Source organism: Stutzerimonas chloritidismutans, from assembly GCF_020783375.1.
In the GTDB taxonomy this organism is placed as follows: Bacteria; Pseudomonadota; Gammaproteobacteria; order Pseudomonadales; family Pseudomonadaceae; genus Stutzerimonas; species Stutzerimonas kunmingensis.
This window is the reverse complement of the sequence record NZ_CP086067.1, coordinates 379199-400874: the sequence shown is the minus strand read 5'-3', so window position 1 is coordinate 400874 and position 21676 is coordinate 379199. Positions and strand designations below refer to the sequence as shown.

Below are 21676 nucleotides of genomic sequence, written 5' to 3'. Positions count from 1 at the left end.
TGTCATGAACCTCAAACGCAAGTTGCTCGTCACCGCCCTACCCTTCGCCTTCTGCGTCAGCGGGCTGGCGCATGCCATGACGCTGAAGATTGCCGAGATCCACCCGGCCGGCTACCCCACGGTGGTCGCCCAGGAGAACATGGGCAAGAAGATCGCCGAAGCCACCGACGGCGAGCTGGATTACCGCATGTTCGCCGGCGGCGTTCTCGGCTCGGAAAAGGAAGTGGTCGAGCAGGTGCAGCTCGGCGCGGTGCAGATGACCCGCGTCAGCCTCGGCACCCTCGGACCGGTGGTCCCGGACGTCAACGTGTTCAACATGCCGTTCGTGTTCCGCGACCATGAACACATGCGCAAGGTCATCGATGGCGAGATCGGCCAGGAGATCCTCGACAAGATCACCAACTCCGAATTCAACATGGTCGGCCTGGCCTGGATGGATGGCGGCGTGCGCAACCTCTACACCAAGGAGCCGGTGCGCAGCCTGGAAGACCTCAAGGGCATGAAGATCCGCGTGATCGGCAACCCAATGTTCATCGAAACCTTCAACGCCCTGGGCGCCAGCGGTATCGCCATGGACACCGGCGAGATCTTCAGTGCGCTGCAGAGCGGCGTGATCGACGGTGCCGAGAACAACCCGCCGACCATGCTCGAGCACAACCACTTCCGCAACGCCAAGTACTACAGCCTGACCGGCCACCTGATCCTGCCCGAGCCGATCGTGATCTCCAAGACCACCTGGAACAAGCTCAGTGCCGAGCAGCAGGACCTGGTGAAGAAGTTCGCCAAGGAAGCGCAGTTCGAAGAGCGCAAGCTGTGGGACGAGAAGTCCGCCGCCAGCGAAGCCAAGCTCAAGGAAGCCGGGGTCGAGTTCATCGAAGTCGACAAGAAGCCCTTCTTCGACGCGACCGCGCCGATCCGCGAGAAGTACGGCGCGCCCTACGCCGAGCTGATCAAGCGTATCGAAGCCGTTCAGTAATCCTCGTGCAAGCGCATCGCGACGGCCCGCACCGCCGCGATGCAACCGGTGGAATCTCATGAAAAACCTGGTTCTGGGCGTCAATGACGTCATCTATCGCGCCTGCGTCATCGTCGCCGCCCTGGCGATCGTGATCATGGCGACGATCATCCCCTGGGGCGTGTTCAGCCGTTACGCACTGGGCCAGGGCCTCGGCTGGCCCGAGCCCATCGCCATCCTGCTGATGGTGCTGTTCACCTTCGTCGGCGCCGCCGCCAGCTACCGCGCCGGCGCGCACATGGCCGTACAGGTGCTCAGCGATCGCCTGCCGCCGCTGGCCCAGCCCTTCATCATCCTGTTCGTGCGTCTGGCCATGGCGGCCATCAGCCTGTTCATGCTGATCTGGGGCTACAAGCTGTGCATTGCCACCTGGAACCAGTACCTGAGCACCCTGCCCTGGATGCGCGTCGGTTTCAGCTATGCGCCGATTCCACTGGGCGGCTTCATCACCCTGCTGTTCGTCATCGAGCAACTGCTGTACGGCGACCAGAGCAAGCGCCGTGTCGTCGACTACGAAGCCCGCGAAGAGTCCAAGGAGTCCGTGTAATGGATGCCGTCGTCCTGTTGGGCAGCTTCATCGTCCTTATTCTGCTACGCGTTCCGGTAGCCTACTCCCTCGGCCTGGCCACTCTGGTCGGTGCCTGGTGGATCGATATTCCCCTGCACGCCGTGATGATCCAGATCGCCGGCGGCGTGAACAAATTCTCCCTGCTGGCCATTCCGTTCTTCGTCCTGGCCGGCGCGATCATGGCCGAAGGCGGCATGGCCCGCCGCCTGGTCGCCTTCGCCGGGGTGCTGGTCGGCTTCGTCCGCGGCGGCCTGTCGCTGGTCAACATCACCGCCTCGACCTTTTTCGGCGCCATCTCCGGTTCATCCCTGGCGGACACCGCCTCGGTCGGCTCGGTGTTAATTCCCGAGATGGAAAAGAAGGGCTACCCGCGGGAGTTCTCCACCGCGGTGACCATCTCCGGTTCGGTGCAGGCACTGCTGACCCCACCCAGTCACAACTCGGTGATCTACTCGCTGGCCGCCGGCGGCACCGTGTCGATCTCCGCGCTGTTCGTCGCCGGCATCGGCCCGGGCCTGCTACTCAGCACCGCCATGGCCGCGCTCTGCCTGCTGTTCGCCCGCAAGCGCAACTACCCCAAGGGCGAAGTGGTGCCGCTGCGTCAGGCGCTGAATATCTGCGTCGAGGCGCTCTGGGGCCTGATGACCATGGTGATCATCCTCGGCGGCATACTCTCCGGCGTGTTCACCGCCACCGAGTCCGCCGCGGTGGCGGTGGTCTGGGCCTTCTTCGTCACCATGTTCATCTACCGCGACTACAAGTGGCGCGAGCTGCCGAAGATGCTGCACCGCACAGTGCGCACGCTTTCCATCGTGATGATCCTGATCGCCTTCGCCGCCAGCTTCGGCTACATCATGACGTTGATGCAGATCCCATCGAAGATCACCACTGCGTTCCTGACCCTGTCGGACAACCGCTACGTGATCCTCATGTGCGTCAACCTGATGCTGCTGGTGCTGGGCACGCTGATGGACATGGCGCCGCTGATCCTGATCCTCACGCCGATCCTGCTGCCGGTGGTGACGTCGTTCGGCGTCGACCCGGTGCACTTCGGCATGATCATGCTGGTCAATCTGGGGATCGGCCTGATTACCCCGCCGGTCGGTGCGGTACTCTTCGTCGGTGCCGCCATCGGCAAGGTCACCATCGAGAACACCGTGAAAGCGCTGCTGCCGTTCTACGCCGCGCTGTTCGCCGTGCTGATGGCGGTGACCTATATCCCGATGATTTCGCTGTGGCTGCCGAGCGTAGTGCTCTGACCGCACAGAGACGGGGAACGAGGACGCCGCCCACCCGGGCGGCGTTTTACTTTGCCGACCGACGAATTCGCGGACCAGGCATGCACTGGCCGCCGCTTACCGGGATCCCCCGGTAACCGAACGCAACGTATTCCGTACAGGGTCTCAGAGGACTGGTTTATCCATGCAAACCGCCACGCCGTTTCCACGCCACATCGCTGTACTGGTCCTGGCCACCCTGGCCTGTTCGTTCGCGGCCAACCACATCGCCGCGCGGATCGCCTTCGATCACGGCACCGGCCTGCTGCTGGCCATGCTCTGTCGCGCCGGGGTGACGCTGCTGGCGCTGGGCGCGCTGGTGTTCTGGCGTCGCGAATCGCTGCGCCTGAGCCCGACCACCTGGCGCTGGCAGATCCTCCTGGGTCTGCTGATCGCGGTGCAGAGCTTTTGCATCTATTCGGCGGTGGCGCGCATTCCGGTGGCGCTGGCGCTGCTGGTAGTGAACCTGTCGCCGATCCTCCTGGCGCTGCTCACCTGGGCGCTGGGCGGGCCGCGGCCGACCCGCGTGGCGCTGGCGATCATGGGCCTGATCCTGTTCGGCCTGGTGCTGGTGCTGGATGTACCCGCGCGCCTGATGAGTAACGAGGCGACGGATGAACAATGGACCGCCGGGATCCTTTTCAGCCTGACCGCCGCCGCGGTGTTCGCGGTGGCGCTGTGGGTCACCGAGCACAAGCTGTCGAGCATGGCCGGCTCGCTGCGCAGCATGCTGACGCTGATCGTGGTATTTACCGCCTCCGCCCTGCTCGGCGCCAGCGACCTGATTCCCGGTGGTCTGGGCCTGCCCAATGCAACCGCCGGCTGGATCGCCCTCGCCTGCCTGGTGCTGCTTTACGGCGCGGCGTTCTCGACGCTGTTCATCTGCATGCCGCGGCTGAACATCGCGCGCAATGCGCCGGTGATGAACATGGAGCCGGTGGCCGGCATGGTGCTGGGCTGGCTGATCCTCGGGCAGGTACTCGGGGCCATGCAGGTGGTCGGCGGTCTGATCGTGGTCGGCGGTATCGTCCTGCTGGCCTACCGCCGCTAGGGCTGTCGACGTACCCGGCGCCAGCTGCGCCGGGGCGGCGATCAGTTCTGCAGCACTTCCGCTTCGGCGCTTTCGTGGGCCTGGCGCAGCCGCTCGCGGCTGTTGGTCAGGTGCAGCCGCATGGCCGCCCGCGCGGATTCCGGGTCCTGGCGCTCGATGGCCTCGTAGATCTGCTCGTGCTCGCGGCCCAGGCGCGCCTGGTAATGCTGCTGGTCGTCATGGGCCAGCCGCGCGGAATTGACCCGGCTGCGCGGGATCAGCGTGGTGCCCAGGTGGCTCATGATGTCGGTGAAGTAGCGGTTGCCGGTGGCTTCGGCGATCTGCAGATGGAACTGGAAATCCGATGACACCGCATCGCTGGAGTGCGCCGCGCTCTGGTTGAGCTTATCGAGAAAGGCGCGCATCGCGGCCAGTTGCTCAGGCGAGCGACGCTGCGCAGCCAGCCCGGCCGATTCCACTTCCAGGCTGATGCGCAATTCCAGAATCGCCAGCAGGTCGCGCAGGGTGCCGATGGTCGCCGGGTCGATGCGCAGCCCGGTGGTGCTCGGCGTATCCAGCACGAAGGTGCCGATGCCGTGCCGCGTTTCCACCAGGCCCGAGGCCTGCAGACGCGAGATCGCCTCGCGCACCACCGTGCGACTCACACCCTGCGTCTGCATGATGGCGGACTCGGTCGGCAGCTTGTCGCCGCGCTTCAACATGCCGTCGCGGATCTGCTGCGACAGTTCGGCGACCAGCTCCTGAGCGAGGCTGCGGTGTTTGCGACGGGCGCGTGGCTGGGCGCTCTGGTTATCCATGGACGGCGATCTCTGAGAAGCGGAAGCAACCGTCATCATAGCCCAGCAGTTGTACGATAACTATTGATCCATTGCATTTGTAGATTACGCGTAACCATCGCGCCAGATGTCCTAGGGCGGCGGGCGACAGTGCCCGGCCCGGCAGCGGTTGGCCTGATGGCTGGGGTCCTGCTGCATGAGCTTGCGCGTGACGCCGTTGGTCCAGCCGAAGCCGTCCTGCAGGGGATATTCGCCGCCACCGGCGTGCTCGGTACAGGGCCGCAGCACGTATTTCTCCACCAGCTTGTTCTCGCGCTCGAACAGGTGGCTGACGATGGTCAGCCAGCGCTCCTCGATGTCCAGCGCCAGCGCGTCATGGCCGTAGTGCTGCAGGCCGCGAATGGCGATCCACTGCAGCGGCGCCCAGCCGTTGGGCCGATCCCATTGCTCGCCGCTGCCGCTGATCTCGGTGGTGGCCAGCCCACCTGGGGCCAGCAGGCGGGCGCGCACGGTTGCCGCGACCGCTGCCGCCTGCTCGGCACTGGCCATGCGCACGAACAGCGGTGCCAGGGTCGCGGCGGTAAGGTTGTCGCGCTGCCGGCCGCGCCGCCAGTCATAGTCGAAGTAGGCGCCGGCGCGCGGATTCCACAGGTAGTGGTCGATCGCCGCCAGGCGATTCTCAGCGCGCCGGGCGAAGGTTTCGGCGCAGGCCTGCTGGCCCTTCACCGCCGACAACTCGGCGATCTGCCGCTCGAGCTTGTAGAGCAGCGCGTTGAGGTCGATGGGCAGGATGCTGGTGGTGCGGATGGTCGCCAGCCGGTGGGCATCGTCGAGCCAGCGCGAACTGAAGTCCCAACCCGACTCGGCACCGGCGCGCAGGTCACGGTAGACCTCGTGCCGCGGCCGGCAACTGGCGCGGGCGGTCTCGACATCTTCGCGATAGGACTCCTCGCGCGGCGTATCGCGCTCGTCCCAGTAACGGTTGAGCACCACGCCGTCGGCCAGGCAGACGCAGCGCCGGTGCCGCTCACCGGGGCGCAGTGCATCGGCACCCTCCATCCAGAAGGCATATTCCTTGTGCAGCTGCGGCAGGTAATCGCTGGCGCGGTGCACGCCGGTTTCCTCGAACAGCTCGGTCATCAGGGCGAACACCGGCGGCTGCGAGCGGCCCAGATAATAGGTGCGGTTGCCATTGGGCACGTGGCCGTAGGTGTCGATTAAGTAGGCGAAGTTGTCCGCCATCGAGCGCAGCAGCTCGCAGTGGCCGCTCTCGTCCAGGCCGAGCATGGTGAAGTAGGAATCCCAGTAATACAGCTCGGTGAAGCGCCCACCCGGCACCACATACGGGTGCGGCAGCGGCAGCAGCGAGGAATGCTCCGGATGGTCCTGCGGCTGCCGGGTGAGCACCGGCCAGAGCCGGTCGATGTGTTCGGCCAGGCTGTCGTCGGGGTTGGCGACGAATTCCCTGACCGGCATCTCGTAAAGGCTGAAGTGCTCGTGGACGAAGGCGCCGAGATCGAAGCCGGGCTCATTGCAGTGGGCGCGGTAAGCCTCGAGGATGACTTCGGGATGGCGCCGCGGCGCGCAGTCGACGAAGGTCTTGCTGTCGGGAAAGATGCGCTGCATCTGCACCGCGACGAACAGTTCCTGATAGCGATCGGCGGGGCTTAGGGTATCGGCCAGCGAGATGGCGCTGACGTCATGGCTGAACGGCTGGTACGACTGGCTACTGGTCATTGTTCGCTGTAATTCCATAACAGACCGCCATCGACCACCAGGGTAGTCCCGGTGATGTAGTCGGCATCCGGAGAAGCCAGAAAGGCGACGACCCCAGCCACATCGCGTGGCCTGCCGAGGCGTCCGGCGGGGATGTTCTGCAGCAGGCTGGCGAGCTTCTCCGGCTGGTTCATCAGCTCGCGATTGATCGGCGTTTCCACTGCGCCCGGCGCCACGTTGTTCACCGTGATGCCCAGCGGCGCGAGTTCGATGGCGATGTTGCGCATGAGCATCTTCAGTCCGCCCTTGCTCGCACAGTAGGCGGTGAAGTTGGGGTGCGGCAATTCCTCGTGCACCGAACTGTTGTTGATGATCCGCCCGCCACGGCCCTGCTCGCGTAAATAGCGGGCGAAGGCCTGGGCGAGGAAGAACGGCCCGCGCAGGTTGACGTCGAGTACCCGGTCGTAGTCGCCCTCCTCGGCGTCGAGAAATGCGGCGTGCGCCTGCACCCCGGCGTTGTTCACCAGGATATCCAGGCGGCCCATGCGCTCGATGCTCTCGCGCACCAGCCGCTGGCATTGCTTGACCCGGCTGACGTCCGCGGCGATGAAGCAGACCCGCCGCCCCACGGCGCGTACTTGCTCAAGGCTCGCACGGGCCTCGTCATCTTCCTCGCGACCGTTGATGACCACGTCGGCCCCCTCCTCGGCCAGGCGCACGGCGATGCCGAGGCCGATGCCGTGAGTACTTCCGGTGACCAGAGCCACCTGATTCTGCAAGCGCATTGCGACCTCCGTACGCACGTCGCCTGAGTGCGACGCCGTTTCGATTGGCGATGCAGATGAGACGGAGCGAGCCTTCGCGCGTTCCCTCATCCGCCGGATCGGTGCAGCTGGTCGCGCCGTGGCTTTACGTTAGCCGCCTAATCTTTCTCTCCTCCGGACAAAGGCGCAAAATGGCCGGCTCTCCGCTGCTCGTCGAAGGACGTCATGGCCACCGCCAATCTGCGCAAGGGTTATCTGCTGGGGCTGGCCACGTTCAGCATCTGGGGCATGTTCCCGCTCTACTTCAAGGCACTTGAGCAGTACGGCGCGCTGGAGATCGTTACCCAGCGGGTGATCTGGTCGGCGGTGTTCGGTTCGCTGGTGCTGCTGGTCTGGCGCCACCCCGGCTGGTGGCGCGAACTGCTGGCACATCCGCGACGGCTTGGCGTGCTCGGCATCTCCAGTGTGCTGATCGCCGCCAACTGGCTGATCTACGTCTGGGCGGTGAACCACGACCGGATGGTCGAAGCCAGCCTGGGCTACTACATCAATCCGCTGGTCAACGTGCTGCTCGGCATGATCGTGCTGCGCGAGCGGCTGCGCCCGCTGCAGTGGCTGGCGGTGGCGATGGCCACCGTCGGTGTCAGCCTGCAGCTGTTGATGCTCGGCGAATTCCCGTGGATTTCCATCGTGCTGGCGCTGAGCTTCGGCAGCTACGGTCTGCTACGCAAGCTGGCACCGGTTGCCGCGTTGCCTGGGCTGGTGGTGGAAACCTGGATGTTGCTGCCGGTAGCGCTGGTCTGGCTGTTCTGGTTCAGCAGCGGCACCAGCACCGAGCCGGCATTCTGGACCAGCAGCGACGCGTTCTGGCTGATGGCCGCAGGCCCGGTGACGCTGATCCCGCTGCTCGGCTTCAACGCCGCCGCGCGCCACCTGCCGTATTCGACGCTGGGCTTTTTGCAGTACCTGACGCCGACGCTGCTGCTGATCCTCGCCGTGCAGTTGTTCGGCGAGCCGTTCCCGGTCGATCGACAATTGGCCTTCTTCTGCATCTGGGCCGGGCTTGCGGTGTACAGCCTGGACGCCTGGCGCATCATGCGCAAAAGCGCCGGCTGAAAATGCCGGCGAACGACTAGGATTTCTCTGTCGGCTGCAGCTTGAGTTCGACCATCAAGTCGTCGGCCAGGGTTTCCAGGCGCTGCTGCAGCACTTCCAGCGACAGTTCGCTCGGCACGGCCAGGCGCACCTCGGCACGGAATAGCAGCTCGCTGCTCATCGGCGCCGGCAGCACCTCGGTATCCAGGCTTTCCAGATTCACTCCATGCTCGGCGAGCAGACGGGTGATGTCGCGGACGATGCCTGGGCGGTCGTTGCCGACCAGCTCCAGCTGAATTTCCTGCCAGCTCGCCGCTGGCTCCGTGCCGCTGTGCGCCAGCAGGACGCGAATGCCCTGCGCCTCAAGCCCCTGCAATGCGGCGGTCAGCTCGGCATGCGCCTGCTGCGGCACGGCCACGCGCAGGATGCCGGCGAACTGTCCGGCCATGCGCGACATCCGGCTCTCCAGCCAGTTGCCGCCGTGATCGGCGATGCACTTGGCCAGTCGTTCGACCAGACCTGGCTGATCTTCGGCGATGACGGTAAGAACGAGGTGATCCATGGACGGCTCCTGTGCTGGGAATTCGCTCACGCGGTAGCGACGGCCCATTAGGTATAGCAGGCAGCCGCCCCGACGACAGTCTGCGGCGCCCTCGCCCGGCGTCGCAAGGCCGAAACTACCGGCGCTTTTGGCGGACTGATTTTCCCCGGCGCTTCATGTAGTATCCGGCGACTCGGACTACAAGAAACGAACTGTCCGTCGAATTAGAAGAACCAAGTGAGGCGAGTAATGACTGAGCGCGTTCAAGTCGGTGGCCTGCAGGTCGCCAAAGTCCTGTACGACTTCGTGAACAACGAAGCGATTCCCGGTACCGGCGTCGATGCCGCCGCCTTCTGGGCTGGCGCCGACAGCGTCATCCACGACCTGGCGCCGAAGAACCGCGCGCTGCTGGCCAAGCGCGACGAGCTGCAGGCGCAGATCGATGCCTGGCACCAGGCTCGCGCCGGTCAGGCCCACGACGCCGTGGCGTACAAGAGCTTCCTGCAGGAAATCGGCTACCTGCTGCCGGAAGCCGAAGACTTCCAGGCCACCACCGAGAATGTCGACGAAGAAATCGCCCGCATGGCCGGCCCGCAGCTGGTGGTGCCGATCATGAACGCGCGCTTCGCCCTGAACGCCGCCAACGCCCGCTGGGGCTCGCTGTACGACGCCCTGTACGGCACCGACGCGATCTCTGAAGAAGACGGCGCCAGCAAGGGCCCGGGCTACAACGAGATCCGCGGCAACAAGGTCATCGCCTACGCGCGCAACTTCCTCAATGAAGCCGCACCGCTGGAAAGCGGCTCGCACGTCGACTCCACCGGCTACCGCATCGAAGGCGGCAAGCTGGTCGTTTCGCTCAAGGACGGCAGCACCACCGGCCTGAAGAACCCGGCCCAGCTGCAGGGCTTCCAGGGCGAAGCCAGCGCACCGATCGCCGTGCTGCTGAAGAACAACGGCATTCACTTCGAGATCCAGATCGACCCGGCCAGCCCGATCGGCCAGACCGACGCGGCCGGCGTGAAAGACATCCTGATGGAATCGGCGCTGACCACCATCATGGACTGCGAAGACTCCATCGCCGCCGTCGACGCCGACGACAAGACCATCGTCTACCGCAACTGGCTCGGCCTGATGAAGGGCGACCTGGTCGAGGAGCTGGAAAAGGGCGGCAAGCGCATCACCCGCGCGATGAACCCGGACCGCGTCTACACCAAGGCCGACGGCAACGGCGAGCTGACCCTGCATGGCCGCTCCCTGCTGTTCATCCGTAACGTCGGTCACCTGATGACCAACGATGCCATCCTCGACAAGGAAGGCAACGAGGTGCCGGAAGGCATCCTGGACGGTCTGTTCACCAGCCTGATCGCGGTGCACAACCTCAACGGCAACACCAGCCGCAAGAACACCCGCACCGGCTCGATGTACATCGTCAAGCCGAAGATGCACGGCCCGGAAGAAGTGGCTTTCGCCACCGAGCTGTTCGGCCGCGTCGAGGACGTCCTCGGTCTGCCGCGCAACACCCTGAAGGTCGGCATCATGGACGAGGAGCGTCGTACCACGATCAACCTCAAGGCCTGCATCAAGGAAGCGCGCGAGCGCGTGGTGTTCATCAACACCGGCTTCCTCGACCGCACCGGTGACGAAATCCACACCTCCATGGAAGCCGGCCCGATGGTGCGCAAGGCGGCCATGAAGGCCGAGAAGTGGATCAGCGCGTACGAGAACAACAACGTAGACGTGGGTCTGGCCTGCGGCCTGCAGGGCAAGGCGCAGATCGGCAAGGGCATGTGGGCCATGCCTGACCTGATGGCTGCGATGCTCGAGCAGAAGGTCGGCCACCCCATGGCCGGCGCCAACACCGCGTGGGTACCGTCGCCGACCGCTGCCACCCTGCACGCCATGCACTACCACAAGATCGACGTGCAGGCACGTCAGGTGGAACTGGCCAAGCGCGAGAAGGCGTCCATCGACGACATCCTCACCATCCCGTTGGCGCAAGACACCAACTGGAGCGACGAGGAGAAGCGCAACGAGTTGGACAACAACTCGCAGGGCATCCTCGGCTATATGGTGCGCTGGGTCGAGCAGGGCGTCGGCTGTTCCAAGGTACCGGACATCAACGACATTGCGCTGATGGAAGACCGCGCCACTCTGCGCATCTCCAGCCAGCACGTGGCCAACTGGATGCGCCATGGCGTGGTGACCAAGGATCAGGTGGTCGAGAGCCTCAAGCGCATGGCGCCGGTGGTTGACCGTCAGAACCAGGGCGACCCGCTGTACCGCCCGATGGCACCGGACTTCGACAACAGCGTGGCCTTCCAGGCTGCCCTGGAGCTGGTCCTCGAAGGCACCAAGCAGCCCAACGGCTACACCGAGCCGGTACTGCACCGCCGTCGTCGCGAGTTCAAGGCCAAGAACGGCCTGTAATCCGCGTCAGCGCTGCACAGGAACCGCCCTTCGGGGCGGTTTTTTTATGCCTGGAATCCGCCCAGCGGTCCTCAAGTTAACCCTGTTACAACCGATAACGTGACCCGAATGCGGTTTTCGGTCACAATCGCTCAAGAAACTGGCATTTGGCCATCAACGTGCTCTTCGTAGTACCCGTAGCCCCTGCACTGGAGTTCGATGCATGCTGAAGAACCTGTCGCTGACCGCCAAGCTGTCGCTGGTACCCGCCGTCGCTCTGATCGGGCTCGTGCTGTATGTGGCCTACACCTCGTTGCAGCTCTCGGCGACCGACTCGCGCCTGGTCCTGCTGGAGACTCGCAGCTACCCGACGCTGGAGAAGGCCGACGCGGTAATCTTCCAGTTCTCCCGAGTACCGGCGCTGCTGAACAATGCAGTGGCTGCGGGCGAGCCCGGCGTGCTCGACGAGGCCCGGGAGGTGCTGCAGCAGATCGATACGCAGCAGCAATCCCTGGCGGCTCTGCTGAGCGATCAGCGCCAGCAGCATCAGGCGCTTAGCGACTGGCGCAAGGCGGTACGCGACTATGCCGACAATGCGCTCGCGGCCTCGACCAAGCTGATCGACGGCAGCGCCTCGTTCGACGACCTGCGCCCCAGTCTGGACCGCATGGCCAGTGACCTGGCGCAGGCGCAGAAGCTGGGCAGCGATTTCCGCGCGCAGGCCTACGACAGCTTCCAGCAAACCCTGGTGCAGACCCGCGAAGCCAATGCGGCGACCACCCGTCTGGGCATCATTCTCAGCCTGGTGCTGGTGGTGCTGGTCAGCCTCGGCGCCTGGCTGGTGATTCGCAGCGTGATGGTCAACATCCGCGGCGTGATCGCCTCGTTGCAGTCGATCGCCCGTGGCGACGGCGACCTGACCCAGCGCGTCAATGTCGAGTCCAACGACGAGATCGGCGCCATGATCGAGCTGTTCAACAGCTTTCTCGACAAGCTGCAGCGCACCATCCGCCAGATAATCGAGGCCGCCAACCCGCTGGGCCAGGTCTCCAAAGAGCTGTACAAGCTCACCCAGGGTTCGGAAGAGAACGCCAAGTCGCAGCAGCACCACACCGATTCGATCAGCCGCGACATCGTCACCATGACCGGCAGCATCCAGGAGGTCGCGCAACGTTCACGGCAGGCGTCCGACGAGGCCAATTCCGCGGCGCGGCAGGCGGCCACGGCCCGCGAGCACGTCGGCAGTCTTTCGACCGGCATCAGCGATCTGGGCGACAGCGTGATGGGCGCGGTCAAGGCCATGGAACAGCTGGAGGAAGAAACCCAGGAAGTCGGCTCGGTGCTGACGGTGATCCGCAGCATCGCCGAACAGACCAACCTGCTGGCCCTGAACGCCGCCATCGAGGCCGCCCGCGCCGGCGAGCAGGGCCGCGGCTTCGCGGTGGTTGCCGATGAGGTGCGCAATCTGGCGCAGAAGACCGCCGCCTCCACCGCCGAGATCCAGCAGATCATCCAGCGCCTACAGAACAGCGCCAACACCGTGCTCAACGTGATGACCAGCAACGGCGAGAAATCCCGCGCCAGCATCGAGCGCTCCATCGAGGCCACACAGCTGCTGGAAGCCATCGCCGGCACGGTCAACCAGATCGACGAACTCAACGCCGGCATCGCCCAGTTCACACAGGAGCAGATCGGCCTGTCGAGTTCCATCAGACAAGAAACCCAAGTGTTGCAGCAGGACGCACAAGCAACCGCAAACGGCGCCGAAGCCACCGCCCGCCTTGGCGAACAACTGGTGAGTACCGGAGACCACCTGCGCGCGGCTACGAGCCAATTCCGTGTTTAACGATTTTTTGGAGCATCCAATGACTGCACTTCGTGTCGCCGGTCTGGCAGCTGTCTGCCTGGCCGCCACCCCTGCCTTTGCCTTGGAACAGGGTGAACATCGCTTCAACGGTTTCGGTACCGTCGGTTTCACCCATCTCGGCGGCGAAGATGACGGTCGCAGCTATGGCGTCCAGGGTCAGACCAACGATTCCTGGCGCGGCGATCAGCTGTCCAAGTTCGGTGCCCAGCTGAGCTACGGCATCACCGACACCCTCGGCGTGACCGTCCAGGGCACGGCCAAGGCGCAACAGGACGAGTGGAAAGCCAACCTGGAATGGGCCTACCTGTCACTGCAGGCCAACGATCAGCTGATGCTCCGCGCCGGCCGCCTGCGCAGCCCGGTCTACATGTATTCTGAAAGCCTCGACGTCGGCTACAGCTATCCCTGGCTGCGCCTGCCCGATGAGGTCTACAGCCAGGTTCAGGTAACCAACTACGAAGGCGTCGATGCGGTCTACACCGTACCGCTGTCGTACGGCTCGGTAACCTTCCAGGTTGCCGGCGGCCAAGCAAAGAACCGCGACTACTACGCCTACGACGAGCAGTTCGATATCGACTACGGCAACCTGTTCGGCGCCAGCGTCAGCCTGGCCACCAACGATTTCGGCATGCTGCGCATCGGTTATGTCGAGGCGGATATCACCACCGATATCATTGGCAATGTGATTAGTGTTCTGCCTGCGCCTATCGGTCCCGGCGTCGGAGTGGCTCAGCAGCGCTCGCTGCTGGATCTGGACAAAGAGAAAGGCAAGTTCACCTCGATCGGCTACCAGTACGACAACGGCACCTGGGTAAGCAGCAACGAGTGGACCTCGCGCATGATCGAGAATGATGACATGGAAGCGATCGACTCCTTCTACCTGATGGGCGGCCGTCGTTTCGGCGATTTCCTGCCGCATGTCACCTACGCACAGCTGGACGACAACGGTGGCCGTCAGAGCTCCTGGACCCTGGGCCTGAACTACCAGGCCGCGCCGACCGTGGTGGTCAAGGGCGAGTACAAGCGCGTAGACACCAAGAATGGCTACGACGGCGTGTTCACTCGTAATGCTCAAGAGCTCTACGAGAACGAAGCCTTCGAGCGAACCGGTGTAGCCGGCACTCCGGCCCGCAACTACGACGGTGACATCGTTTCCGTCGGCGTCGATTTCGTATTCTGAGGAGCGTCCCGATGAAAGCATCCATTCGCATCCTCTGTTCCGCCGCGCTGCTCGGCATGGTTTCCCTGGCTCAGGCCGAGGTTGCCGTGATCGTCAATCCCGGCGCAGCCAAGGCACCGTCACAGTCCGAGGTCGCCAACATCTTCCTGGGCAAGGACAAGTCCTTGAAGGGCGTCGACCAGGCGGGCTGGAACCCGGCCAAGGAAGCCTTCTATGCCGGCGTGACCAGCAAGAACGAGTCGCAGCTCAAGTCCTATTGGTCGGGCCTGATCTTCACCGGCAAGGGCCAGCCGCTGCCGAGCGTCGCCGATGACGCCGCAGTAGTAGCCAGGGTCGCGGCCGAAGCCGATGCCATCGGCTACGTCGACAGCGCGGCCGTCAATGACTCGGTCAAGGTCCTGTTCACCCTGCCCTGAGCTCGATGACGAAGCAAAGGAGCCGGCCCCGGTGGCCGGCTTTTTCATGCCCGCGTTTCACCGCAACAGCGCGAAACATGAGGCTGACCCTGATCAGCTCCCCCACCCCTTGAGCTGACTAGACTTACGTCCAATTGGGTCCGACTGACCTGCAGCCCACCATTAACAAAAAATGGAAGCCAACCATGAGCACACCCGACGCTGGGAAGACGGCTGTACTGCAGAACATCCACGGCACCATGGAGTTTCTGCGCAAGTACGCTCCGTTCAACCAGATGGAGCCGGCCCACCTGGCCTACCTGGTGGAGAACTGTGCGCTGCGCTTCTATGCCGAAGGCGATTGCATCATTTCCCCCGAAGACGGCGTGGTGCAGCATTTCTATATCGTCAAGCAGGGCCGCGTGCATGGTCAGCGCCCGCATACCGCCAAGCGCGGCACCGACACCACCTTCGAGGTCATCGTCGGCGAATGCTTCCCGATGGCCGCGCTCATGGGCGAACGAGCGACCCGCACCGCACATCTGGCGGCCGAAGACACCTTCTGCTTCCTGCTCGGCAAGCCCGCCTTCGTCCAGCTGGTTTCCAAGTCTCCGGTGTTCCGTGATTTCGCCATGCGTGGCGTCAGCAGCCTGCTCGACCTGGTCAACCAGCAGGCGCAGATGCGCGCGGTGGAAAACCTCGGTGAGCAGTACTCGCTCGAAACAAGCATCGGCGAGCTGGCGCTTCACCACCCGGTGTCCTGCCTACCGTCCAAGCCGATCAACGAGGCGGTCGCGATGATGCAGGAGAGCAATGTCGGCAGCATCGTCATCGTCGATGAATCTTTGCACCCGCAAGGCATCTTCACACTGCGCGATCTGCGACGGGTAATCGGTACCGGCACCACCGACCTGAGTCAGCCGATCTCCCAGTTCATGACGCACGATCCGTTCTACCTGCCGCCGGACGCCACCGCCTTCGACGCGGCGATCGCCATGACCGAACGGCACATCGCCCATGTTTGCGTGGTGGAGAATGGCCTGCTGCGTGGCGTAATTTCCGAGCGCGACCTGTTTTCCCTGCAGCGCGTGGATCTGGTGCACCTGGCGCAGACCATCCGTCACGCCGATCGCGTCGATGCGCTGGTGGTCATCCGCGATCGCATCAAGCAACTGGTCGACAATATGCTGGCCCACGGCGCCTCGTCGACCCAGATCACCCATATCGTCACGCTGCTCAATGATCACACCGTATGCCGGGTGATCGAGCTGGCCATCCAGCACATTGGCGATCCGGGCGTGCCCTTCACCTGGCTGTGTTTCGGCAGCGAAGGCCGCCAGGAACAGACCCTGTACACCGACCAGGACAACGGCATCCTCTTCGAGGCCGCCGACGCCGCGGAGGCCGCGCATATCCGCGGTCGTCTGCTGCCGCTCGCCGAACGCATCAACCGTGACCTAGACACCTGCGGTTTCACGCTGTGCAAAGGCAACATCATGGCCAGCAACCCGCAGCTGTGCCTGTCGCGCCAGGAATGGAGCCGCCGCTTCAGCTCCTTCGTGCGCGAGGCAACGCCGGAAAATCTGCTCGGCAGCACCATCTATTTCGATCTGCGCAGCATCTGGGGGCCTTCGGAAGGCTGCGAACAGCTGCGCCGCGACCTGCTTGAGGAAATCAACGACAACCGCCTGTTCCAGCGCATGATGGCCGAAAACGCCTTGCGTCATCGCCCGCCGGTGGGCCGCTTCCGTGATTTCGTCGTGGCGCGCAAGGGCGAAGGCAAAGACACGCTCGACCTCAAGGTGCAGGGCCTGACACCCTTCGTCGATGGCGCCCGTCTGCTTGCACTGAGCAACGACATCGGCACCTGCAACACCCTCGAGCGGCTGCGCAAGCTGGTGGAGAAAGGCGTCATCGAAGCGAAGGATGGCGCGGCCTATGAAGAGGCCTACCACTTCATCCAGCAGACTCGCATGCAGCACCACCAACAGCAGGCGCGCGATGGACTGCCCTATTCCAACCGCCTGGATCCGGATACTCTCAACGTGCTGGACCGCCGAATCCTGCGCGAGTCCTTCCGCCAGGCCCAGCGGTTACAGGCCAGTCTCGCGGTGCGCTATCAACTATGAGTATGTTCTGGTTCAACCCCCGCGGTCCGAAGCTGCCTCCCGAGCAGCAGCAACGTGTTGCCGAGCTGGCGCGCCCGCTGCCGCCACAGGCGGTCCCGTTGCGGCAGCAGCGTCTGGTGGTGCTGGATCTGGAAACCACCGGGCTGCACCTCAAGCGCGACCTGGTCATCGCCATCGGCGCAGTGGTCATCGAAGACGGCGCCATCGACTATTCCCAGCAGTTCGAATGCACCCTCTGCCGTCAGGTCAAGGTCACTGAAAGCGTGCTGATCCACGGGATCGCCCCAAGCGAGCTGGCCAACGGCTTGCCACCGTCCGAAGCGCTGCTCAGTTTCATGGAGTTCGCCGCGGGCAGCGTCATCCTCGCCTTTCACGCGCCCTTTGATCAGCGCATGCTCGGTCGCGCGCTGAAGAACGAACTGGGCTACTCGCTGGAACACACCTTCCTCGATGTGGCCGACCTGGCGCCCATGCTGTTTCCCGAGGCGATGATCCATCGCGGCGGGCTGGATCACTGGCTCGACTACTTCAACATCCATATCCCGCAGCGCCACAACGCCTCCGCCGATGCCATGGCCACCGCGGAAATCGCTCTGATCCTGATGAATCGCGCACAACGCGTGGGTCTGACCAGCTTAGACGAGCTGGCTCAGCGGCTGCGCTGCTGGCAACGCGCGCGCAAGGCGGCCTTCAACTCGATCTGAACGGGCTGGGTGGCAGTCACTGCGTGGGTGATATGCCGACGGCTGCTCGCGACAGAACGGAGCATCGTCTACCGGACGGGTTGTCAGACGCATATGCCGGCTACTCGGTCCCATTGCGGAACCGATCAATTCTTCTTCGCGGCGCGCATCAGATAATGCTGATGCGCGGAACCCGCAGCTCGTAGGCGTTCGGTTAACGCCCGGCCTCGCAAATAGCCTGATAAAGCGGTGAATCGGCTTCCAGCTCGGTAAGCGTTTCGATCTTCGCCTGGCCGGCTTCATTCAGTCTGAACATCGCCCGCTCGGTGCAGATCAGCTGATAGCTGGCGCTCTTCACGATCGACGTCAGGTGTTGCTTCTCGAAACGGTACAGTACGAAGCGGCCGAGACGGCCCTGTTCGGTGTCCTGCACCTGAGCGTTCGCGCCGTCCAGCACCGTATAGGCCAGCGGCATCGGATAGATCATCGTCCACGGGCGCCAGAGCATTTCGCCCTCTTCGCTCATGACCACCAGCGATCCTTCCGGCAGACGTGCTTGCTTGGTTTCGAACCAGGTGTACTCGTAATGGATGGTGTAACTCAGCATGCCCAGACCGGCGCAGACGGGAATGATCCATTTCGGCAGTCGCTTACGCGTCAGTGAGCGCAACAGCAGGCCGATACCGGCTCCCGCCACACCTGCGACGATTGCCGCGATTAAATGCCAGAACATATACAACTCCCCCTAAAAAAATCGGGCTTCCATATGGAAGCCCGACTTCTACCTCAACCTTGTGTCAGAGCAGGTCTGACGTCCGGCTGCATTATCAGTTAGTGATCAAGTGCAACGCCAGCACCCTTCGGGGTACGAACGCTCTCGACCAGATCCTGAATCTCCTGCGGCGGAGCTTCGGTAGCCATCGAAACAGCATAGGCAACAGCGAAGTTCAGCACGGCACCCACGGCACCGAAGGCCTGCGGGGAGATGCCCATCCACCACTGATCAGGCGTGTTCGGGATGCTTGCAGTGCCAGGGATGAAGAACCAGCCCAGGTACAGGAAGATGTACACGGCGGTGGAGATCACACCAACCAGCATACCGGCGACAGCACCCTTGCTGTTCACGCGCTTGGAGAAGATACCCATCATCAGTGCCGGGAACAGGCTCGCTGCCGCCAGACCGAACGCCAGAGCCACCACCTGCGCGGCGAAGCCAGGTGGGTTCAGACCCAGCCAGGTTGCCAGCAGAATCGCCGCCGTCATGGACAGACGAGCGGCCAGCATTTCGTTCTTCTCGCTGATCTTCGGATTGATGAGTGTCTTGATCAGGTCATGACTGATGGCAGACGAAATCGCCAGCAGCAGACCCGCAGCAGTCGAGAGCGCAGCAGCGATAGCACCCGCAGCGATCAGACCGATGACCCAGCCCGGCAGGTTGGCGATCTCCGGGTTGGCCAGAACGATGATGTCATTGTTCACGGTCAGCTCGTTGCCGTTCCAGCCACGCTCTGTAGCGGTCGGAGTGAAGGCGGCGTTAGCGTCGTTGTACATCTGCACACGACCGTCGGCGTTCTTGTCTTCCCACTTGATCAGACCGGTACGTTCCCAGGTCTGCACCCACTCCGGACGATCTTCATAGCGAATCGCGTCGGCAGTCGGGCCTTCCGGATAGATGGTGTCTACCAGGTTCAGGCGCGCCATAGAGCCAACGGCCGGGGCGGTGAGGTACAGCAGGGCGATGAAGATCAGCGTCCAGCCAGCGGACCAGCGGGCGTCGGCCACCTTCGGTACGGTGAAGAAGCGAATGATTACGTGCGGCAGACCAGCAGTACCGATCATCAGCGACAGGGTGAACAGGAACATGTTCAGCTTGTTGTCGACGTCAGCGGTATAGGCAGCGAAGCCCAGGTCCTGAACGACGGCGTCCAGTTTTTCCAGCAGCGGCAGACCGGATTCGGTATGGGTGCTGAACATGCCGAACATCGGGATCGGGTTGCCAGTCAGCTGCATGGCGATGAACACGGCCGGAATGGTGTAGGCGATGATCAGAACCACGTACTGCGCCACCTGGGTGTAGGTGATGCCCTTCATGCCGCCGAATACCGCGTAGGCGAACACGATGGCAGCAGCAATCCAGATACCAGCGGAGTTGCTCACTTCCAGGAAGCGGGAGAACGCCACGCCAGCACCAGCCATCTGACCGATTACGTAGGTAACGGAGATGAGGATGAGGCAGACGACAGCTACCAGGCGAGCGCCACGGCTGTAGAAACGGTCACCGATGAAGTCCGGCACGGTGAACTTGCCGAATTTGCGCAGGTAGGGCGCCAGCAGCATCGCCAGCAGCACATAGCCACCAGTCCAGCCCATCAGGTAGACCGAAGTGGCGTAACCGCCAGAGGCGATCAGACCGGCCATGGAAATGAAGGAGGCTGCAGACATCCAGTCTGCCGCCGTTGCCATGCCGTTGGTTACAGGGTGAACGCCCCCACCAGCGACATAGAACTCTTTAGTTGACCCGGCGCGAGCCCAGACCGCGATCCCGATATAAAGCAGGAACGAGGCGCCCACGAACAGCATGTTGATCCAATATTGGCTCATTGTGGTTACTCCTCAACCCCGAATTCCTTGTCCAGTTTGTTCAGCCGCCACGCGTAGTGGAAGATGATCAAAATGAACGTGATGATGGAACCCTGTTGAGCGAACCAGAAGCCTAGATCCGTACCCCCGACTGGGATTCCGGAGAGCAGAGGACGCAAGAGGATTGCAAAACCATAAGAGACCAGAGCCCAAACCACCAAGCTCCATGTAATGAGGCGAACATTCGCCTTCCAGTACGCAGCAGCATTTTCTTTATCGTTGTCGGCCATTGACGTTCTCCGCCTTATTTTTATTGCGTGTGAAGGGAACCCACATCCTGAATTTAACAGGGGTGGGTTAATGAATGAAAGCCCCGACTTTAGTCTGACGAACAACAAGAGTAGACCAATTCAGCCGCTGGAAGCCCCCTGGAGAGAGGGTCTCGGGTGGCCAAGAGCCATCGTGCAGACCGCTCGCCGTAACCTTCGCGGCAGACGGTTTTGACGCCGACCGGTGCGGCGCGGTGACGCGGAGACTCGCACCGAGGTCGAACGACTCGCTGGCGCACTTGCGAGACCGGTCAGTCACGTGACTCATATGCACCAGATGATCAAATGACAAATGAATAAAAAGCCCGAATTTAAATAAAGAAAGATGCAGCCTTATATATTGGCAACTCAACTTCTTAATTATCGTTAATCCCCAAAAACGCAAATAGCAGCAATCAAACTACCGCTTATATATTTCCTGCGGATTGCAAGCGCTATTTTGCGAACCCATTCTGTCGGGCAGGATTTCGATCAGGCGGACGCGGTCCAGACCGTTAGCGTTCGGGCAAAAGCCGAAGCGAATCGCGCCGCCTGAGTGACTGCCAGTATCAAGGCAGGTACTCGTCAGCCCAGGAGCGGGAGGAAGATAGCGCATGGTGGCTCATGCTGCAGTGAAGAGGTGCGATCGCAGGAATACCCAGGACCGGGCCGGAGGCGATGCCGTCCGGCCCGCATGGTCGCGGGCTTGCAATGCCGCGCTAGCAGGTCGGGCGACCCGCCGTATACTTCTCGGTTGGATAGATCGCGGCGTTGAGATCACGAATCGTCTCGGCGCCGATCAACAACGGGTAACTGAAGTGCCTGCGGTCGGTGAGGTTGACCTCGACCTCACGCTGGCGATCGCCAATGCACAGCTGCATGCCGATCACTGGTCGCTCAGCCCGTGGCGGCTCGCTGTTGGGATCGACATCGCCGGCCTCTTCCGCGCGCGTCTTGATTCGACTGATGCCGAGCAGGCGCTGCTCATAAAGGGTGTCATCCGCGCCATCGACGGCCAGGCGGAAACGCACCCAGTCCTCGCCATCTCGCTTGAACTGCTCGATATCGCGCGCTGACAGGGATGCGGTCATGGCACCGGTATCCATCTTGGCGGGAAGGGTCTTGCCGATCTCCGCGACCTTGATGTGTTCATAACGTCCATAAAGGGTGGGCTCGTCGGCAAAAGCGGGTAGCGCCAACAGCCCGGCGAGGAAAAGAACACGAGACAAAACAACCTCCTGGGAGCGGGTAATGGACAAATTTCGATCAGGTCGATGCCTTGGGGTTCCGTCTGGCGGTCTTGCAAAACGTTTCACCGTGCA

The 21676-nt window shown here is 62.9% G+C and carries 19 protein-coding genes; 11 read left to right on the top strand and 8 right to left on the bottom strand.

Features of this window, described 5'->3' with window-relative positions; all coding sequences use genetic code 11:
* Nucleotides 1-4 precede the first annotated feature (4 nt).
* The 4 genes from LLJ08_RS01850 (at nucleotide 5) to LLJ08_RS01835 (ending at nucleotide 3911) form a co-directional block, all read left to right on the top strand.
* A complete protein-coding gene (locus LLJ08_RS01850; RefSeq protein ID WP_228208053.1) occupies nucleotides 5-976 on the top strand; it encodes a TRAP transporter substrate-binding protein in 972 nt (323 codons plus the stop codon).
* Nucleotides 977-1034: 58 nt separating this feature from the next.
* Complete coding sequence (locus LLJ08_RS01845; protein WP_228208052.1) at nucleotides 1035-1562, top strand: TRAP transporter small permease; 528 nt, start codon at nucleotides 1035-1037, stop codon at nucleotides 1560-1562.
* Nucleotides 1562-2842 carry a TRAP transporter large permease gene (locus tag LLJ08_RS01840; protein ID WP_228208051.1) on the top strand — a complete coding sequence of 427 codons (1281 nt, stop codon included), beginning with the start codon at nucleotides 1562-1564 and terminating at the stop codon, nucleotides 2840-2842. The genes LLJ08_RS01845 and LLJ08_RS01840 overlap by 1 nt, the downstream gene beginning before the upstream one ends.
* 163 nt (nucleotides 2843-3005) lie before the next feature.
* Nucleotides 3006-3911, top strand: a complete 906-nt coding sequence (locus LLJ08_RS01835; protein ID WP_228208050.1) for an EamA family transporter — start codon at nucleotides 3006-3008, stop codon at nucleotides 3909-3911.
* 41 nt (nucleotides 3912-3952) lie between these two features.
* Here LLJ08_RS01835 and LLJ08_RS01830 read toward each other — a convergent pair whose 3' ends face one another.
* The 3 genes from LLJ08_RS01830 to LLJ08_RS01820 all read right to left on the bottom strand — a co-directional run bounded on the left by LLJ08_RS01830 (nucleotide 3953) and on the right by LLJ08_RS01820 (nucleotide 7188).
* On the bottom strand, nucleotides 3953-4708 hold the full coding sequence (locus LLJ08_RS01830; RefSeq protein WP_228208049.1) for a FadR/GntR family transcriptional regulator: 756 nt from the start codon (nucleotides 4706-4708) through the stop codon (nucleotides 3953-3955).
* A 111-nt stretch (nucleotides 4709-4819) separates the two neighbouring features.
* On the bottom strand, nucleotides 4820-6424 hold the full coding sequence (gene treF / locus LLJ08_RS01825; protein WP_228208048.1) for an alpha,alpha-trehalase TreF: 1605 nt from the start codon (nucleotides 6422-6424) through the stop codon (nucleotides 4820-4822).
* The gene (locus LLJ08_RS01820) at nucleotides 6421-7188 is read right to left on the bottom strand and encodes an SDR family NAD(P)-dependent oxidoreductase (protein ID WP_228208047.1); all 768 of its coding nucleotides are present in this window, start codon (nucleotides 7186-7188) and stop codon (nucleotides 6421-6423) included. The genes treF and LLJ08_RS01820 overlap by 4 nt, the downstream gene beginning before the upstream one ends.
* Nucleotides 7189-7392: 204 nt before the next feature.
* Between LLJ08_RS01820 and rarD the strand changes: the two genes are divergently transcribed.
* A complete protein-coding gene (gene rarD / locus LLJ08_RS01815; protein WP_228208046.1) occupies nucleotides 7393-8283 on the top strand; it encodes an EamA family transporter RarD in 891 nt (296 codons plus the stop codon).
* A gap of 16 nt (nucleotides 8284-8299) precedes the next feature.
* Here the strand turns inward: rarD and LLJ08_RS01810 are convergent, their stop codons facing one another.
* Nucleotides 8300-8824: a glycine cleavage system transcriptional repressor gene (locus LLJ08_RS01810; protein WP_041015641.1), complete on the bottom strand. Its 525-nt coding sequence runs from the start codon at nucleotides 8822-8824 to the stop codon at nucleotides 8300-8302.
* 228 nt (nucleotides 8825-9052) lie between these two features.
* On the opposite strand from LLJ08_RS01810, the gene LLJ08_RS01805 reads away from it, so the two are divergent.
* The 6 genes from LLJ08_RS01805 (at nucleotide 9053) to LLJ08_RS01780 (ending at nucleotide 17487) form a co-directional block, all read left to right on the top strand.
* Nucleotides 9053-11233, top strand: a complete 2181-nt coding sequence (locus tag LLJ08_RS01805; protein WP_228208045.1) for a malate synthase G — start codon at nucleotides 9053-9055, stop codon at nucleotides 11231-11233.
* 202 nt (nucleotides 11234-11435) lie between these two features.
* The gene (locus LLJ08_RS01800; protein WP_228208044.1) at nucleotides 11436-13058 is read left to right on the top strand and encodes a methyl-accepting chemotaxis protein; all 1623 of its coding nucleotides are present in this window, start codon (nucleotides 11436-11438) and stop codon (nucleotides 13056-13058) included.
* Nucleotides 13059-13077: 19 nt separating this feature from the next.
* Complete coding sequence (locus tag LLJ08_RS01795) at nucleotides 13078-14259, top strand: porin (protein WP_228208043.1); 1182 nt, start codon at nucleotides 13078-13080, stop codon at nucleotides 14257-14259.
* 11 nt (nucleotides 14260-14270) lie between these two features.
* Nucleotides 14271-14675, top strand: coding sequence for a phosphate ABC transporter substrate-binding protein (locus LLJ08_RS01790; protein WP_179485497.1), 405 nt, complete (start codon nucleotides 14271-14273; stop codon nucleotides 14673-14675).
* A 185-nt stretch (nucleotides 14676-14860) separates the two neighbouring features.
* A complete protein-coding gene (locus LLJ08_RS01785; RefSeq protein WP_125860208.1) occupies nucleotides 14861-16783 on the top strand; it encodes a putative nucleotidyltransferase substrate binding domain-containing protein in 1923 nt (640 codons plus the stop codon).
* Nucleotides 16780-17487: a 3'-5' exonuclease gene (locus LLJ08_RS01780; protein WP_041015637.1), complete on the top strand. Its 708-nt coding sequence runs from the start codon at nucleotides 16780-16782 to the stop codon at nucleotides 17485-17487. The genes LLJ08_RS01785 and LLJ08_RS01780 overlap by 4 nt, the downstream gene beginning before the upstream one ends.
* A gap of 193 nt (nucleotides 17488-17680) precedes the next feature.
* On the opposite strand, the gene LLJ08_RS01775 is transcribed toward LLJ08_RS01780, so the two are convergent.
* The 4 genes from LLJ08_RS01775 to rloA2 form a co-directional block, all read right to left on the bottom strand.
* On the bottom strand, nucleotides 17681-18199 hold the full coding sequence (locus LLJ08_RS01775) for a hypothetical protein (protein WP_014818798.1): 519 nt from the start codon (nucleotides 18197-18199) through the stop codon (nucleotides 17681-17683).
* A gap of 98 nt (nucleotides 18200-18297) precedes the next feature.
* Nucleotides 18298-20067, bottom strand: coding sequence for a sodium:solute symporter family protein (locus tag LLJ08_RS01770; RefSeq protein ID WP_046617554.1), 1770 nt, complete (start codon nucleotides 20065-20067; stop codon nucleotides 18298-18300).
* Between the two features lie 5 nt (nucleotides 20068-20072).
* Nucleotides 20073-20336, bottom strand: coding sequence for a DUF4212 domain-containing protein (locus LLJ08_RS01765; protein ID WP_003301490.1), 264 nt, complete (start codon nucleotides 20334-20336; stop codon nucleotides 20073-20075).
* Between the two features lie 737 nt (nucleotides 20337-21073).
* Nucleotides 21074-21583 carry a retropepsin-like aspartic peptidase RloA2 gene (rloA2, locus tag LLJ08_RS01760; RefSeq protein WP_228208042.1) on the bottom strand — a complete coding sequence of 170 codons (510 nt, stop codon included), beginning with the start codon at nucleotides 21581-21583 and terminating at the stop codon, nucleotides 21074-21076.
* Between the last annotated feature and the right edge of the window lie 93 nt (nucleotides 21584-21676).